12 protein-coding genes and 1 tRNA gene are annotated in these 14,066 nt (G+C 63.5%); all 13 read left to right on the plus strand.

Translation table 11 applies throughout. From position 1 onward, the window contains the following. The 13 genes from nuoI to rpsO all read left to right on the plus strand — a co-directional run bounded on the left by nuoI (position 1) and on the right by rpsO (position 14,020). Positions 1 to 489, plus strand: a complete 489-nt coding sequence (gene nuoI / locus ABQ137_RS13580) for an NADH-quinone oxidoreductase subunit NuoI (protein ID WP_002810206.1) — start codon at positions 1 to 3, stop codon at positions 487 to 489. Positions 490 to 493: 4 nt separating this feature from the next. Continuing rightward, a complete protein-coding gene (locus ABQ137_RS13585) occupies positions 494 to 1,156 on the plus strand; it encodes an NADH-quinone oxidoreductase subunit J (protein ID WP_172837831.1) in 663 nt (220 codons plus the stop codon). Beyond that, complete coding sequence (gene nuoK, locus ABQ137_RS13590) at positions 1,153 to 1,458, plus strand: NADH-quinone oxidoreductase subunit NuoK (protein ID WP_006450557.1); 306 nt, start codon at positions 1,153 to 1,155, stop codon at positions 1,456 to 1,458. Before ABQ137_RS13585 ends, nuoK begins: the two co-directional genes overlap by 4 nt. Positions 1,459 to 1,465: 7 nt before the next feature. Continuing rightward, the gene (gene nuoL, locus ABQ137_RS13595) at positions 1,466 to 3,640 is read left to right on the plus strand and encodes an NADH-quinone oxidoreductase subunit L (RefSeq protein WP_104575949.1); all 2,175 of its coding nucleotides are present in this window, start codon (positions 1,466 to 1,468) and stop codon (positions 3,638 to 3,640) included. Positions 3,641 to 3,660: 20 nt separating this feature from the next. After that, on the plus strand, positions 3,661 to 5,163 hold the full coding sequence (locus ABQ137_RS13600; RefSeq protein WP_024937973.1) for an NADH-quinone oxidoreductase subunit M: 1,503 nt from the start codon (positions 3,661 to 3,663) through the stop codon (positions 5,161 to 5,163). Between the two features lie 36 nt (positions 5,164 to 5,199). Then, complete coding sequence (gene nuoN / locus ABQ137_RS13605) at positions 5,200 to 6,660, plus strand: NADH-quinone oxidoreductase subunit NuoN (RefSeq protein WP_039523046.1); 1,461 nt, start codon at positions 5,200 to 5,202, stop codon at positions 6,658 to 6,660. A 203-nt stretch (positions 6,661 to 6,863) separates the two neighbouring features. Continuing rightward, positions 6,864 to 6,940: transfer RNA gene (locus ABQ137_RS13610), tRNA-Met, on the plus strand. A 210-nt stretch (positions 6,941 to 7,150) separates the two neighbouring features. Beyond that, complete coding sequence (gene rimP, locus ABQ137_RS13615; protein ID WP_024937971.1) at positions 7,151 to 7,741, plus strand: ribosome maturation factor RimP; 591 nt, start codon at positions 7,151 to 7,153, stop codon at positions 7,739 to 7,741. Positions 7,742 to 7,745: 4 nt separating this feature from the next. Further along, the gene (nusA, locus tag ABQ137_RS13620) at positions 7,746 to 9,257 is read left to right on the plus strand and encodes a transcription termination factor NusA (protein ID WP_024937970.1); all 1,512 of its coding nucleotides are present in this window, start codon (positions 7,746 to 7,748) and stop codon (positions 9,255 to 9,257) included. 95 nt (positions 9,258 to 9,352) lie between these two features. Further along, positions 9,353 to 12,061 (plus strand): translation initiation factor IF-2, encoded by a 2,709-nt coding sequence (gene infB, locus ABQ137_RS13625; protein WP_160954463.1) that lies wholly within the window; start codon positions 9,353 to 9,355, stop codon positions 12,059 to 12,061. Between the two features lie 141 nt (positions 12,062 to 12,202). Then, positions 12,203 to 12,595 carry a 30S ribosome-binding factor RbfA gene (gene rbfA / locus ABQ137_RS13630; protein WP_024937968.1) on the plus strand — a complete coding sequence of 131 codons (393 nt, stop codon included), beginning with the start codon at positions 12,203 to 12,205 and terminating at the stop codon, positions 12,593 to 12,595. A gap of 80 nt (positions 12,596 to 12,675) precedes the next feature. Continuing rightward, positions 12,676 to 13,602, plus strand: a complete 927-nt coding sequence (gene truB, locus ABQ137_RS13635; protein WP_054592593.1) for a tRNA pseudouridine(55) synthase TruB — start codon at positions 12,676 to 12,678, stop codon at positions 13,600 to 13,602. A gap of 157 nt (positions 13,603 to 13,759) precedes the next feature. Further along, positions 13,760 to 14,020: a 30S ribosomal protein S15 gene (rpsO, locus tag ABQ137_RS13640; RefSeq protein WP_003485583.1), complete on the plus strand. Its 261-nt coding sequence runs from the start codon at positions 13,760 to 13,762 to the stop codon at positions 14,018 to 14,020. Positions 14,021 to 14,066 lie beyond the last annotated feature (46 nt).

Consider the following 14,066-nt stretch of genomic DNA (forward strand, 5'->3'; position numbering starts at 1 on the left):
ATGAACAAGATCACCCATTACTTCAAGAGCCTGCTCCTGCTCGAACTGCTAGGCGGCCTGTGGCTGACGTTGAAATACACGTTCAAGCCCAAGTACACCGTGCTGTATCCGATGGAGAAGTTCCCGCAGTCGCCGCGTTTCCGTGGCCTGCACGCATTGCGTCGCTACCCCAACGGCGAAGAGCGTTGCATCGCCTGCAAGCTCTGCGAAGCGGTGTGCCCGGCGCTGGCGATCACCATCGACTCGGCCAAACGCGAAGACGGCTCGCGCCGCACCACGCGCTACGACATCGATCTGTTCAAGTGCATCTTCTGCGGCTTCTGCGAAGAAAGCTGCCCGGTGGACTCGATCGTCGAGACGCACATCCTCGAGTACCACTTCGAGAAGCGTGGCGAGAACATTGTCAACAAGCCGCAGCTGCTGGCGATCGGAGACCGGTTTGAAACCGAGATCGCCGAGCGTCGCGCTGCCGATGCCGCCTTCCGTTGAGGTCATGATGGACTGGGTCACTATTGCTTTTTACGCCTTCTCCGCCGTCGCGGTCGTGTCCGCCGGTGCGGTGATCAGCGTGCGCAACCCGGTGTACGCCGTGTTGTGCCTGATCCTCACCTTCTTCTCGATGGCATGCATCTGGTTGCTGGTCGGTGCCGAGTTCCTCGGCGTGACGCTGGTGCTGGTCTACGTCGGCGCGGTGATGGTGCTGTTCCTGTTCGTGGTGATGATGCTGGACATCGACACCAGCCGCCTGCGCGAAGGGTGGGTCAAGTACATGCCGGTCGGTGTCATCGTGGCGGTTGCCATGCTGGCGCAGATGGTCACCCTGATCGGGGTCAAGGCGCGCAGTGCCGCACCGTTCCCGGCCGATAACGCCGCTGCGCAGGCCGCCGACGTGTCGAACCTGACCTGGCTAGCCAAGACCCTTTACACCCAGTTCCTGCTGCCGTTCGAGTTCGCCGCGGTGATCCTGACCGTGGCCGTGGTGGCCGCGGTGATGCTGACCCTGCGCAAGCGCACCGGCATCAAGCACCAGAATGCGGGCGAGCAGTCGCGAGTGAAGGCGGGCGATCGTCTGCGCATGGTCAAAATGGCGGTTGAAAAGCCGGTACAGGTCGCGCCGAAGCTGGATGCGGCCGACGGACAGGAGGCGAAGTCTTGATTACCTTGGGCCACCTGCTGGGACTGGGCGCGGTGCTGTTCTGCATCTCCCTGGCCGGCATCTTCCTCAACCGCAAGAACGTCATCGTGCTGCTGATGTCGATCGAGCTGATGCTGCTGTCGGTCAACGTCAACTTCATTGCGTTCTCGCGCGAGCTTGGCGACCCCGCCGGTCAGCTGTTCGTGTTCTTCATCCTGACCGTTGCCGCCGCGGAGGCTGCGATCGGCCTTGCGATCCTGGTGACTCTGTTCCGCACGCGCCGCACGATCAATGTGGCCGAAGTCGATACGTTGAAGGGCTGACCTGTAGATGGAAATCACTCTCTCCAAGAGTCTGTTGATCGCGGTGGTGCTTGCACCGCTGGTCGGCAGCATCATCGCCGGCCTGTTCGGTCGCCAGGTAGGGCGCAAGGGCGCGCAATACGTCACCATCCTGGGTGTGGCGGTCAGCTGCATGCTGTCGTGCCTGACGCTGTATCAACTGGTGGAGCAGGGCGCCAGCCCGTTCAACCAGAACCTGTACACCTTCTTCGATGTCGGTAACTACTCGGCGCATGTCGGCTTCATGGTCGATCGCCTGACCGCGATGATGATGGTGGTGGTGACCTTCGTGTCGCTGCTGGTGCACATCTACACCATCGGCTACATGGAAGAAGACCCGGGCTACCAGCGTTTCTTCAGCTACATCTCGTTGTTCACCTTCTCCATGCTCACGCTGGTGATGAGCAACAACTTCCTGCAGCTGTTCTTCGGCTGGGAAGCGGTGGGTCTGGTGTCCTACCTGTTGATCGGTTTCTGGTTCAAGCGCCCGACCGCCGTGTTCGCCAACATGAAGGCGTTCCTGGTCAATCGCGTCGGCGACTTCGGCTTCATTCTCGGCATCGCCGGTGTGCTGCTGTGGTTCGGCTCGCTGGACTACTCCACCGTGTTCGCCAACGCGACCACCATGGCCGGTGCCAAGGTGCAGCTGTTCGCGGGGCATGAGTGGAGCGTGATGACGCTGATCTGCATCTGCCTGTTCATCGGCGCGATGGGCAAGTCGGCGCAGGTGCCGTTGCACGTGTGGCTGCCGGACTCGATGGAAGGCCCGACCCCGATTTCGGCACTGATCCATGCCGCGACGATGGTGACCGCCGGCATCTTCATGGTCGCGCGCATGTCGCCGCTGTTCGAGCTGTCGGAAACCGCGTTGAACTTCATCCTGTTCATCGGTGCGACCACGGCCTTCTTCACCGGCCTGATCGGCATCGTGCAGAACGACATCAAGCGCGTGGTTGCGTACTCCACGCTGTCGCAGCTGGGCTACATGACCGTGGCGCTGGGCGTGTCGGCGTATTCGGCCGCCGTGTTCCACCTGATGACGCATGCCTTCTTCAAGGCGCTGCTCTTCCTGGCGGCCGGTTCGGTCATCATCGGCATGCACCACGAGCAGGACATGCGCAAGATGGGCGGCCTGCGCAAGTACATGAAGGTGACCTACTGGACCAGCGTGATCGGTACCTTGGCACTGGTCGGCACGCCGTTCTTCTCCGGCTTCTACTCCAAGGACACCATCATCGAGGCAGCCGCACACCATGCCCATGAGTCGCATAGCTGGATCGCGACCTATGGCTATTGGGCAGTGCTCGGCGGCGTGCTGGTGACCAGCTTCTACAGCTTCCGCCTGCTGTTCCTGACCTTCCACGGCAAGGAACGCTTCCGCGATGCCCATGCGCACGATGCGCATGCACACCACGACAGTGCGCACACCGATGCCGAGGCGCAGGTCCACGCGCACGACAGTCATGCGCACGACGTGCATGCACACGATACGCACGGCCACGACGACCACGGTCATGGCCACCATGGTGCCCACGAGCCGCACGAATCCAAGTGGGTGGTGACGCTGCCGTTGATCCTGCTGGCGATCCCGTCGGTGGCGATCGGTTTCTTCACCATCGGTCCGATGCTGTTCGGCACCGACTGGCAGGGCCACCACGCCGCGCATGCGCTCAAGGGGCAGGCAGTGTCGTTCTTCACCGGCATCGTCGATTTCTACGATCCGGCGCGTGACACCGTCGGCGCACTGGCCGAAGAGTTCCATGGCCCGGTCGCCTTCGCGCTGCATGGCATGATGGCGGCACCGTTCTTCCTGACGGTCGCCGGCCTGCTGCTGGCTGCGCTGTTCTATCTGTGGAAGCCGGAACTGGCTACCAAGTCGCGCAAGGCGTTCGCGCCGGTGGTGTGGCTGCTGGAAAACAAGTACGGCTTCGACAAGCTCTGGATCAATGGCTTCGCCGGTGGCGGCGTGGTCCTTGGCAAGGCGTCACGTGCCATCGATACCCATGTGGTCGACGGTGTCGTCGTCAATGGTTCTGCCCGACTGATCGACCTGGCTGCAAATCTGCTGCGTCGCACGCAATCCGGTTTCCTCTATCACTACGCCTTCGCAATGATCATCGGTTTGATCGCCTTGTTGGCGGTACTGATGCATTTCTGGCGTTGACCTGTACGGAATAAGAAAACGTGTCGAACTGGCCTTTACTGTCTATCTTGATCTGGCTGCCGATTATCGGTGGCGCCTTGATCCTTGCGTTGCGCAACGCCGAGACTGCCCGCTGGGCATCGCTGGCGGTGGCGGTGGCGACCTTTGTGCTGAGTCTGCCGCTGCTGGGCTACGACACCGCCAATGACGCCCTGCAGTTCATCGAACTGCATGCCTGGATCCCGGCCTACAACATCGGCTACAACCTGGGCGTGGACGGCATCGCGGTCGCGTTGATCGTGCTGACCACGCTGGTGACGGTGCTGGCGCTGATCGGTGCCTGGCGCTCGATCGACAAGCGCGTCAATCAGTACGTCGCCGCCTTCCTGATCCTGGAAGGCGTCACGGTCGGCATCTTTGCCGCGACCGACGCGATGCTGTTCTATGTCTTCTTCGAAGCCATGCTGATCCCGATGTTCCTGATCATCGGCGTCTGGGGCGGTCCGCGGCGCATCTACGCGGCGATGAAGTTCTTCCTGTACACCTTCCTCGGCTCGGTGCTGATGCTGGTGGGCCTGGTCTACCTGTACCTGAAGGGCGGTAGCTTCCAGCTGGCCGACCTGTACGCGTTGCAGCTGACCGCCAAGGAACAGACCTGGATCTTCTTCGCCTTCCTGATCGCGTTTGCGGTCAAGGTGCCGATGTTCCCGGTGCACACCTGGCTGCCGGATGCGCACGTCGAGGCGCCGACCGCCGGCTCGGTGATCCTGGCTGCGATCGCGTTGAAGATCGGTGGCTACGGCTTCCTGCGCTTCAACCTGCCGATCGTGCCGGATGCGAGCCACGAGTTCGCCTGGCTGGTGATCACGCTGTCGCTGATCGCGGTGGTCTACGTCGGTCTGGTGGCCCTGGTGCAGGACGACATGAAGAAGCTGGTGGCGTATTCGTCCATCGCGCACATGGGCTTCGTCACCCTTGGCACCTTCATCGCCTTCACCCTGGTCCGTGAGTACGGCAGCACCGACGCCGCCCGTCTGGGCCTGCAGGGTGCGATGGTGCAGATGATTTCGCACGGCTTCGTGTCCGGTGCGATGTTCTCCTGCATCGGCGTGCTGTACGACCGCATGCATACCCGCCGCATCGCCGATTACGGCGGCGTGGTCAACGTGATGCCGTGGTTCGCGACGTTCTCCATGCTGTTCTTCATGGCCAATGCCGGCCTGCCGGGTACCAGTGGCTTCGTCGGCGAGTTCATGGTGATCCTGGCCAGCTTTCAGAAGCATCCGCTGGTTGCCTTCGCTGCCGCCACCACGCTGGTGATCACCGCCGCGTATACGCTGTGGCTCTACAAGCGCGTGTTCTTCGGCGAAGTGGCCAATGCCCATGTGGCCGAGCTGAAGGACATCAATGGCCGTGAGGCGTTCGTGCTGGGGGTGTTCGCCGTTGGCGTGCTGGCCCTGGGCCTGTATCCGAAGCCGCTGACCGATCTGATGGAACCATCGATCGCCAAGCTGGCTACCCAGATTGCCGCGTCCAAGCTGTAACAGCTTGCCGTACGTTTTGATTTCCAGGATTTGATGATGACCACGCCAACGCTCGCGCCGTTGACCACCGCTGACCTGGCTCCGCTTGTTCCGGAGCTGGTGCTGATCGGCGGCGCCTTTGCACTGCTGATGCTCGACCTGTTCGTGAGCCAGCGGAACAAGGTCTGGACCCACCTGTTCTCCGTCGCCGTGCTCGCGGTGGTGTTCGCGCTGTTGGCGACCGGTACGGGCGGGCAGGGCGAGATCTTCCACGGCATGTTCGTGCGCGACACTGCGGCCGACGTGATGAAGACGGTGATCGTGCTGGTCAGTGGCCTGAGCCTGGTCTATGGCTGGACCTACCTGCGCGAACGCAATCTCTATCAGGGCGAGATCCCGGTGCTGGTGTTGTTCGCCACCGCCGGCATGATGCTGCTGACCTCGGCCGGCAGCCTGCTGATGGTGTACCTGGGCCTGGAACTGCTCGCGCTGTGCTCGTACGCATTGGTCGCCTCCAATCGCGACAACGGCCTGGCCACCGAAGCGGCGATGAAGTACTTCGTGCTCGGTTCGTTGGCCTCGGGCCTGCTGCTGTACGGCATGTCGCTGGTCTACGGCGCCACCGGTACGCTGAGCCTGAGCGGCATCCACGACGCGATCGAAGGCTCCAACGAGCGCACGCTGCTGCTGACCGGCACCATCTTCATGATCGCCGGCGTGGCCTTCAAGCTGGGTGCTGCCCCGTTCCACATGTGGTTGCCTGACGTGTACCAGGGTGCGCCGGCGCCGATCGCCTTGTTCATCAGCTCTGCGCCCAAGCTCGCTGCCTTCGGTATGGCGTATCGCCTGCTCGAGGTTGGCATGGGGCCGCTGTCGCCGCAGTGGCATCTGTTGATCGGCGGCCTGTCCGCGGTGTCGCTGGTGATCGGCAACCTGATGGCGATTGCGCAGAGCAATCTCAAGCGCATGCTGGCGTACTCGACCGTCTCGCACATCGGCTTTCTGTTGATGGGCGTGGCCGGGGGTGGCGAGGAAGGCTATGCGGCGGCGATGTTCTACGCGGTGAGCTACACCATCATGTCGACTGCCGCGTTCGGTGCGATCATCGCGTTGTCGCGCAATGGCTTCGAAGCGGAGAATATCGACGACTTCAAGGGACTCAACGCACGCAATCCGTGGATGGCCGGCCTGGTGCTGTGCATCATGGCCTCGCTTGCGGGTATCCCGCCGTTCCTGGGTTTCTGGACCAAGCTGGCGGTGCTCGGCGCCGCGGTGAAGGGCGACATGCTGTGGTTGGCCCTGGTCGGCGTGCTCTGCGCGGTGATTGGCGCCTTCTACTATCTGCGCGTCATCAAGGTCATGTACTTCGATGAGCCGGTGGGCGAGCCGTTGCCGGCCAACAACGATCGTGTGCTAGGTACCGTGCTCGGTGTCAACGCGCTTGCGTTGCTTGCGCTGGGCCTGGCCTGGAGCCCGATCATGGTGTGGTGCCAGCGTGCATTTGCAGGCCTCGCCTGAGTCAGGCGTCCTTGTATGACCTCGCGGCGCGTGTGTTACGCGCGCCGTCGAGGGAGGGCTGAAATAAAGTCGTGATTGCTGTTTCGTTTTTGTTGCAATGCGGTTATCATTTGCCGCGACGTTGAAGACCCCCCGGGGTTTTCAATCGATGAAAAACTAGGGCTTGCAATTGCCGCTCAAGTTCTTCATAATTCCGCTTCTGCTGCGGGGTGGAGCAGTCTGGCAGCTCGTCGGGCTCATAACCCGAAGGTCGCAGGTTCAAATCCTGCCCCCGCTACCAAGTTTTGAAGTACTGCTTTAATGCAATGCCTTAGGGCAGTCCTTCAGCTTCTTGGATCGCAAAGACGCATGTTCCCGTCTTTGCGCCGACCCTGAGAGGTCGGGCTTTTTTCACGCAAGGGGCCCATCGGGCCCCTTGTTTTTTCCGGAACCGGAAAGTTTGCTGCCGGTTGCCGGGGTTCTACTGGCAATCATCTGATCAGGGCAGTCTGTGAGCGAAAAAGCGACCGAAATCGCGAATCTGCTGAGTCCAACGGTTGAGTCCTTGGGCTTGGAACTGCTGGGTGTGGAATATCTTCCCGCTCCAGGTGGCGCCACATTGCGCCTGTACATCGATGTGCCGCTGGCCGAACAGCCCGAGCGTGTCATCAACGTCGACGACTGCGAGCGTGTGAGCCGCGAAGTCTCGGCCCAGCTCGACGTCGAAGACCCCATCACCGGCAACTACACGCTCGAGGTGTCCTCGCCGGGTGTGGACCGTCCGTTGTTCACGCTGGAGCAGTTCGGCCGTCACGTTGGCGAGTCCGCCAAGATCGTGCTGAAGCTGGCGCAGGATGGCCGGCGCCGCTTCCAGGGCCAGATCGTGCGGATCGACTCCGAGGCGGATGCGGTGGTCTTCGCCGTCGACGGCAAGGATGTGCAGATCGGCTTCGACAACATCGATAAGGCGCGCATCCTGCCGGATTGGGTCGCCCTGGGCCTGGCCCCGCAAAAACCGAACAAGCCCGGCCCGAAAAAACCCGGGCACGACAAGAAGAAACCATCCAACGAGTCGGCGGCTGGCAAGCCGCGCGCGGAGTGACGAAATGAGCAAGGAACTTTTGCTGGTAGTGGATGCGGTGGCCAACGAAAAGGGCGTGCCGCGCGAAGTGATCTTCGATGCGATCGAGGCCGCGCTGGCTTCCGCAGCGAAGAAGCGCTATCCCGACCAGGACGTGCTGACGCGCGTGACCATCGACCACAAGGACGGTAACTACGAAACCTATCGTCGTTGGGAAGTGGTTGCCGACGATGTCGTGATGGAATCCCCGGATCGCCAGGTGCGTCTGATGGATGCCGTTGACGAAGCCGACGGCGTCGAGGTGGGAGACTACATCGAAGAACAGATCGAAAACCCGGACTTCGGCCGTATCGCGGCGCAGGCTGCCAAGCAGGTGATCGTGCAGCGTGTGCGCGAGGCCGAGCGTCAGCAGGTGGTCGATGCCTGGAAGGATCGCGTCGGCGAGTTGATCACCGGTGTGGTCAAGCGCGCCGAGCGCGGCAACATCTTTGTCGATCTGGGCGGCAATGCCGAAGCCTTCATTCCCAAGGACAAGGGCATTCCGCGTGACGTGCTGCGCCCCGGCGACCGCGTGCGCGGCTATCTGGCCGAAGTGCGTTCGGAGCCACGTGGCCCGCAGCTGTTCATCAGCCGCGCCGCGCCGGAATTCATGATCGAGCTGTTCAAGCTCGAAGTGCCAGAAGTGGGTCAGGGCCTGGTCGAGATCAAGGCCTGCGCACGCGATCCGGGCGACCGCGCCAAGATCGCAGTGATCGCGCACGATACCCGCACCGATCCGATCGGCGCGTGCATCGGCATGCGTGGTTCGCGCGTGCAGGCGGTATCCAACGAGCTCAATGGCGAGCGCGTGGACATCGTGCTGTGGAACGAGAACCCGGCCAACTTCGTCATCAATGCGATGGCGCCGGCCGAAGTGCAGTCGATCATCGTCGATGAAGACAAGCACTCGATGGATCTGGCCGTGGCCGAAGACCGCCTGGCCCAGGCGATCGGCAAGGGCGGCCAGAACGTGCGCCTGGCCAGCCGCCTGACCGGTTGGCAGCTCAACGTGATGACCGCCGACCAGGTGGCCGCCAAGTCCGAAGCCGAGCAGACCTCCGCGCGCCAGTTGTTCATGGATCGCCTGGAAGTGGACGAGGAAATCGCAGCGATCCTGGTGACTGAAGGCTTCAATACGGTCGAAGAAATCGCCTACGTGCCGGTCGGCGAGTTGCTGGCGGTGGAAGGCTTCGACGAAGACATCGTCGAAGAGTTGCGCGCCCGCGCCCGCGATGCGTTGCTCAACGCTGCGCTGGCAGAAGAAGAAGGCCTGGAAGGAACTCAGCCCACCGAGGACCTGCTGGCGCTGGAGGGGATGGACGAGGAAACGGCCTTTGCTCTGGCCGAGCACGGCGTGCGCACCAGCGAGGACTTGTCCGACCTGGCAGCGGACGAGATCGTCGACTTCGGCATCGAGGGTCTGACCCAGGAGCGCGCCGCGGCGCTGATCCTGGCGGCCCGCGCCGAGGAGATCGCCCGTTTGGAGCGCGGCGAATGAGCCGGCAATGAACCGCGCCCTGACCCCATCAGGGCTTAGAATCAGCGTTTCCCTTGCTCTGGGCGAGGGGGCGCCAACCAGATCATAGGATCCGAATGTCGCAGCAAACCACCATCCGCAAGCTTGCCGAACTGGTCAATACGCCGGTCGATAAACTGCTGGTTCAACTGGCCGAGGCCGGAATGAAGTTCAGCGGTCCCGACCAGGTCGTGACCAGCACCGAGAAGATGAAACTGCTTGGCTTCCTGCGTCGCACGCATGGCAAGGCCGAGACGCCTGCCGAGGCGGCGAGCGAAGCAGCCAAGAAGATCACCCTCAACCGGCGCAAGCTGCAGGAAGTCACGGTCAGCGCCGGCCGCACCAAGACCACGGTCAACGTGGAAGTGCGGCAGAAGCGCACCTATGTGAAGTCCGAAAACGAAGGCGGCGGCCGTCCTGCGCCGATGACGCCGGACGAAGAGCGCGCCGACATCCTGGCCAAGCTCGCCGCTTCGCGTCAGCGCAATCTCGACGAGCAGCAGGCACTGGCCGAAAGCGACCGCCTGCGCGACGAGGCGATCCAGCGCAAGCGCGAAGAGGAACAGGCTGCGCGCGACCGCGCCGAAGCCGAGCGCAAGGCTGCCGAGGAAGCCGCTGCGGCTGCCAGTGCGCCGGCGCCGGTGGCTGCCGCACCCGCACCGTCTGCAGCACCTGCCGCACGCGCACCGTCGCCGTCGTCTGCGCCGCGTCCGGCCCGTCCGGCTGGCGCATCGCCGGCATCGCGCCCGGCCACGCCGGCGCGTCCGGACGACCGTTCCAATGCCGCCAAGCACAAGACGCGCGGTTCGCACGTCATGGTGGCCGGTGTCGAGGACGACGATGCGACCAAGCGTTTTGCCGGGCAGTTGCACCTGTCCGCGGCAGATCGTGCGCGCCGTTCCAACGTGCGCGGCAAGCCGACCGGTCGTCCGGGCTCGTCGTCCTCGCGTCGTGGCAACGACAATGGCCGTGGTGGCAACCAGGGCAACAGCGGTCCGCACGGATTCGAACGTCCGACCGCACCGGTGGTGCGCGAAGTGGCGATCGGCGAGACCATCACCGTGGCTGATCTGGCGCAGAAGCTCGCGCTCAAGGGCGGCGACGTGGTCAAGGCGCTGTTCAAGATGGGCGTCATGGCGACCATCACCCAGAGCATCGACCATGACACCGCCGCGCTGGTGACCGAAGAACTTGGCCACAAGGCCGTGCGTGCCGACAATGCCGACTTCGAGGATGCGCTGCTGGCACATGCCGAGGATGCGCAGGGCGATGCCACGCCGCGTCCGCCGGTGGTGACCATCATGGGTCACGTCGATCACGGCAAGACCTCGCTGCTGGATTACATCCGTCGCACCAAGATCGCCTCCGGCGAAGCCGGCGGCATCACCCAGCACATCGGTGCGTACCACGTCGAAACCGCCCGTGGCGTCATCAGCTTCCTGGATACGCCCGGCCATGCCGCGTTTACCTCGATGCGTGCCCGTGGCGCCAAGATCACCGACATCGTGGTGCTGGTGGTTGCAGCCGATGACGGCGTGATGCCGCAGACCAAGGAAGCGGTGGCGCATGCCAAGGCGGCAGGCGTTCCGTTGATCGTGGCGGTGAACAAGATCGACAAGGCCGGTGCCGATCCGCTGCGGGTCAAGAACGAATTGCTGGCCGAAAACGTGGTGGCCGAAGAGTTCGGTGGCGATACCCAGTTCATCGAAGTGTCGGCCAAGGTCGGTACCGGTGTGGACACGCTGCTGGACGCGATCTCGCTGCAGGCCGAAGTGCTGGAACTCAAGGCAGTGGCCGAAGGCCGCGCCAGCGGCACCGTGATCGAATCCTCGCTGGACAAGGGTCGCGGCCCGGTGGCCACGGTGCTGGTGCAGCAGGGCGCGCTGAAGCGTGGCGATTACCTGGTGTGCGGCATCCAGTACGGCCGCGTGCGTGCGCTGTTCGACGAGACCGGCCACCAGCCGGCCTCGGCCGGCCCGTCGATCCCGGTGCAGGTGCTCGGCCTGTCCGGCGTGCCGGAAGCCGGCGACGACTTCGTGGTCGTCGACGACGAGCGTCTGGCCAAGGACGTGGCGCAGCAGCGCGAAACCAAGCGTCGCGAGTCGCGTCTGGTGGCCTCGGCCAGCAACCGCATGGAAGACATCCTGGCCCAGATGGGCAAGGGTGAAGGCCAGCAGGTGCTGAACCTGGTGATCAAGGCCGACGTGCAGGGCTCGGTGGAAGCGCTCAAGCAATCGCTGGTGGCGTTGTCCAACGACGACATCCGCATCAACGTGATCCACTCCGGCGTGGGCGGCATCACCGAATCCGATGCGAATTCGGCAGCGGCCTCCAAGGCCACGGTGATCGGCTTCAACGTGCGTGCCGATGCCTCGGCCCGCAAGATCGTCGAGTCCAACGGCATCGATCTGCGTTACTTCTCGATCATCTATGACGTGATCGACCAGGTGAAGCAGGTGGCCTCCGGTCTGCTCGGCGTGGAAATCCGCGAAGAGATCATCGGCATCGCACAGGTCCGCGATGTGTTCCGCAGCTCGAAGTTCGGCGCGGTTGCAGGCTGCATGGTCATCGAAGGCGTGGTGAAGCGCAGCAAGCCGATCCGCGTACTCCGCGACAGCGTCGTGGTGTTCGAGGGCGAGCTGGAATCGCTGCGTCGCTTCAAGGAAAACGTCGAGGAAGTGCGCAACGGTACCGAGTGCGGTATCGGCGTGAAGGCCTACAACGACGTCAAGGCCGGCGACCAGATCGAGTGCTTCGAGCGTATCGAAGTCGCCCGCACGCTGTAAGGGCTGCCGGGGCCTGCGGGCCCCGGACTCCGCCAGGCGGAGTTGCAACGCGAGTTCTGCAAGGCGGGGGCGGCATGGCCGCCCGCGTCCGTTTTTGGCTTCGGTGCCAATTGGCCCTCCGAATCAACCAGGTCCATGACCATGCCAACCAAATCATTTCATCGCACCGACCGCGTTTCGGCGCAGGTGCGTCGCGACCTCGGCACGATCGTGCACGCGGCCGTGCGCGACCACGGCCTGCCGTCGGTCAGCGTTTCCGACGTCGAAATCAGCCGCGACCTGGCGCATGCCAAGGTGTTCGTCACCGCGCTGCAGCAGGAACGCTCGGCCGAAGCGGTCAAGGGGCTCAAGGAAATCGCCGGTCAGTTGCGTACGCAGCTGGCGCGCGCGATGAAGCTGCGCCACGTGCCCGAGCTGCATTTCCATTACGACGATTCGGTCGACCGCGGCGAGCGTATCGACAACCTGCTGCGTGACCTGGACGATGTCGGCCCCGAGGCCGCATCCAGCGACGAGGACGCCGAGCAGCGCTGAGCGCTGCCGGCCCGCCGCCTGTCGATCAGCGGCCCCGATTTCAACGGGCACGCACAGTGCCCGATTCGAGCACCGATCTGTTGAAACCCCGTATCGTCTATCGCCCGTTGCACGGCATCCTGTTGCTCGACAAGCCGGCTGGAGTCAGCTCCAACACGGCCTTGCAGTCCGCGCGCCGTTTGTTGCGTGCCGAAAAGGGCGGCCACACCGGCAGCCTGGATCCGCTGGCCACCGGCTTGCTGCCGCTGTGTCTGGGCGAGGCCACCAAGATTGCCGGCCTGCTGCTCGGTTCGGCCAAGGCCTACGACGCCGAGATCGTGCTGGGTGTCACCACCGATACCGACGATGCCGATGGTCAGGTGTTGCGCGAGCGTGCGTTGCCGGCACTGGGCGAAGACGCGCTGCGTGCAGCGCTGACGCCCTTCATCGGGCGCATCCGCCAACAGGCGCCGATCTATTCTGCGCTCAAGCAGGGTGGCGAGCCGCTGTACGCCAAGGCTCGCCGTGGCGAGGTGATCGAGGCGCCGGTGCGCGAGGTCGATGTGCATGCGATCGATGTGCTCGGTTACGCCGCGCCGCGGCTGCAGTTGCGTGTGACCTGCGGCTCGGGCACCTATATCCGCAGCCTGGCGCGCGATCTGGGCGAGGTGCTTGGCTGCGGTGCGCATATCGCCTCGCTGCGCCGGCTCTGGGTGGAGCCGTTTCGCGCGCCGCAGATGATCACGCTGGAAGCGCTGTCGGCAGCCCTGGAAGCGGGCACCGACGCGCAGGAGCTATTGCTGCCGATCGAGGCCGGACTGGCCGATTTTGCGCGGATCGTGCTCGATGCGTCGCATGCGGCGCGTTTTCGCATGGGTCAGCGTCTGCGCGATCCTGCATTCCCGACCGGCCAGGTGGCCGTGTTCGGACCCGACGGGATCCCCTCAGGGCTAGGCCTGGTGGACGCGGAGGGGCGTTTGTCGCCGCAGCGATTGTTCAATGGACTGAACGAAGCAGGGGCTTGTTAAGGTTTAGTCAACTTGTTCCCGGGCCCGCACGACGTTACAATTTTGCGGCCCCGATCGGGGCACCTCCAGCGCCAAGCGCGCTCATCCCTAGCAAACGGCGAGTCCGGCGGTGCGTCATGCACGTTCCTGCCGACCACGCATCTATCGAGTAAACATCATGTCCGTCGACACCCAGAAAGTTATTGAAGACAACAAGCGCAGCGCCCAGGACACCGGTTCGCCGGAAGTGCAGGTCGCCCTGCTGACCGCGCGCATCGAGCTGCTGACTGGTCACTTCAAGACCCACAAGAAGGATCACCACAGCCGTCGTGGCCTGCTGCAGATGGTCAACCGTCGCCGCAGCCTGCTCGACTACCTGAAGAAGAAGGACAACGAGCGTTACAAGTCCTTGATCGAGAAGCTCGGCCTGCGCCGCTAATCGAGTCACACCGCCGCGGCGCAGCGATGCGCCGCGGCTTTGTTTT

It is taken from the genome of Xanthomonas sp. WHRI 8393 (assembly GCF_040203315.1).
Lineage (GTDB): Bacteria > Pseudomonadota > Gammaproteobacteria > Xanthomonadales > Xanthomonadaceae > Xanthomonas > Xanthomonas arboricola.

Excerpts from the sequence above, each read along its gene's own strand:
- rpsO (WP_003485583.1), top strand. The coding sequence starts at position 13,760 with ATGTCCGTCGACACCCAGAAAGTTATTGAAGACAACAAGCGCAGCGCC.
- nusA (WP_024937970.1), top strand. The coding sequence starts at position 7,746 with ATGAGCAAGGAACTTTTGCTGGTAGTGGATGCGGTGGCCAACGAAAAG.
- infB (WP_160954463.1), top strand. The coding sequence starts at position 9,353 with ATGTCGCAGCAAACCACCATCCGCAAGCTTGCCGAACTGGTCAATACG.
- nuoN (WP_039523046.1), top strand. The coding sequence starts at position 5,200 with ATGACCACGCCAACGCTCGCGCCGTTGACCACCGCTGACCTGGCTCCG.
- nuoL (WP_104575949.1), top strand. The coding sequence starts at position 1,466 with ATGGAAATCACTCTCTCCAAGAGTCTGTTGATCGCGGTGGTGCTTGCA.
- rbfA (WP_024937968.1), top strand. The coding sequence starts at position 12,203 with ATGCCAACCAAATCATTTCATCGCACCGACCGCGTTTCGGCGCAGGTG.
- ABQ137_RS13585 (WP_172837831.1), top strand. The coding sequence starts at position 494 with ATGATGGACTGGGTCACTATTGCTTTTTACGCCTTCTCCGCCGTCGCG.
- nuoI (WP_002810206.1), top strand. The coding sequence starts at position 1 with ATGAACAAGATCACCCATTACTTCAAGAGCCTGCTCCTGCTCGAACTG.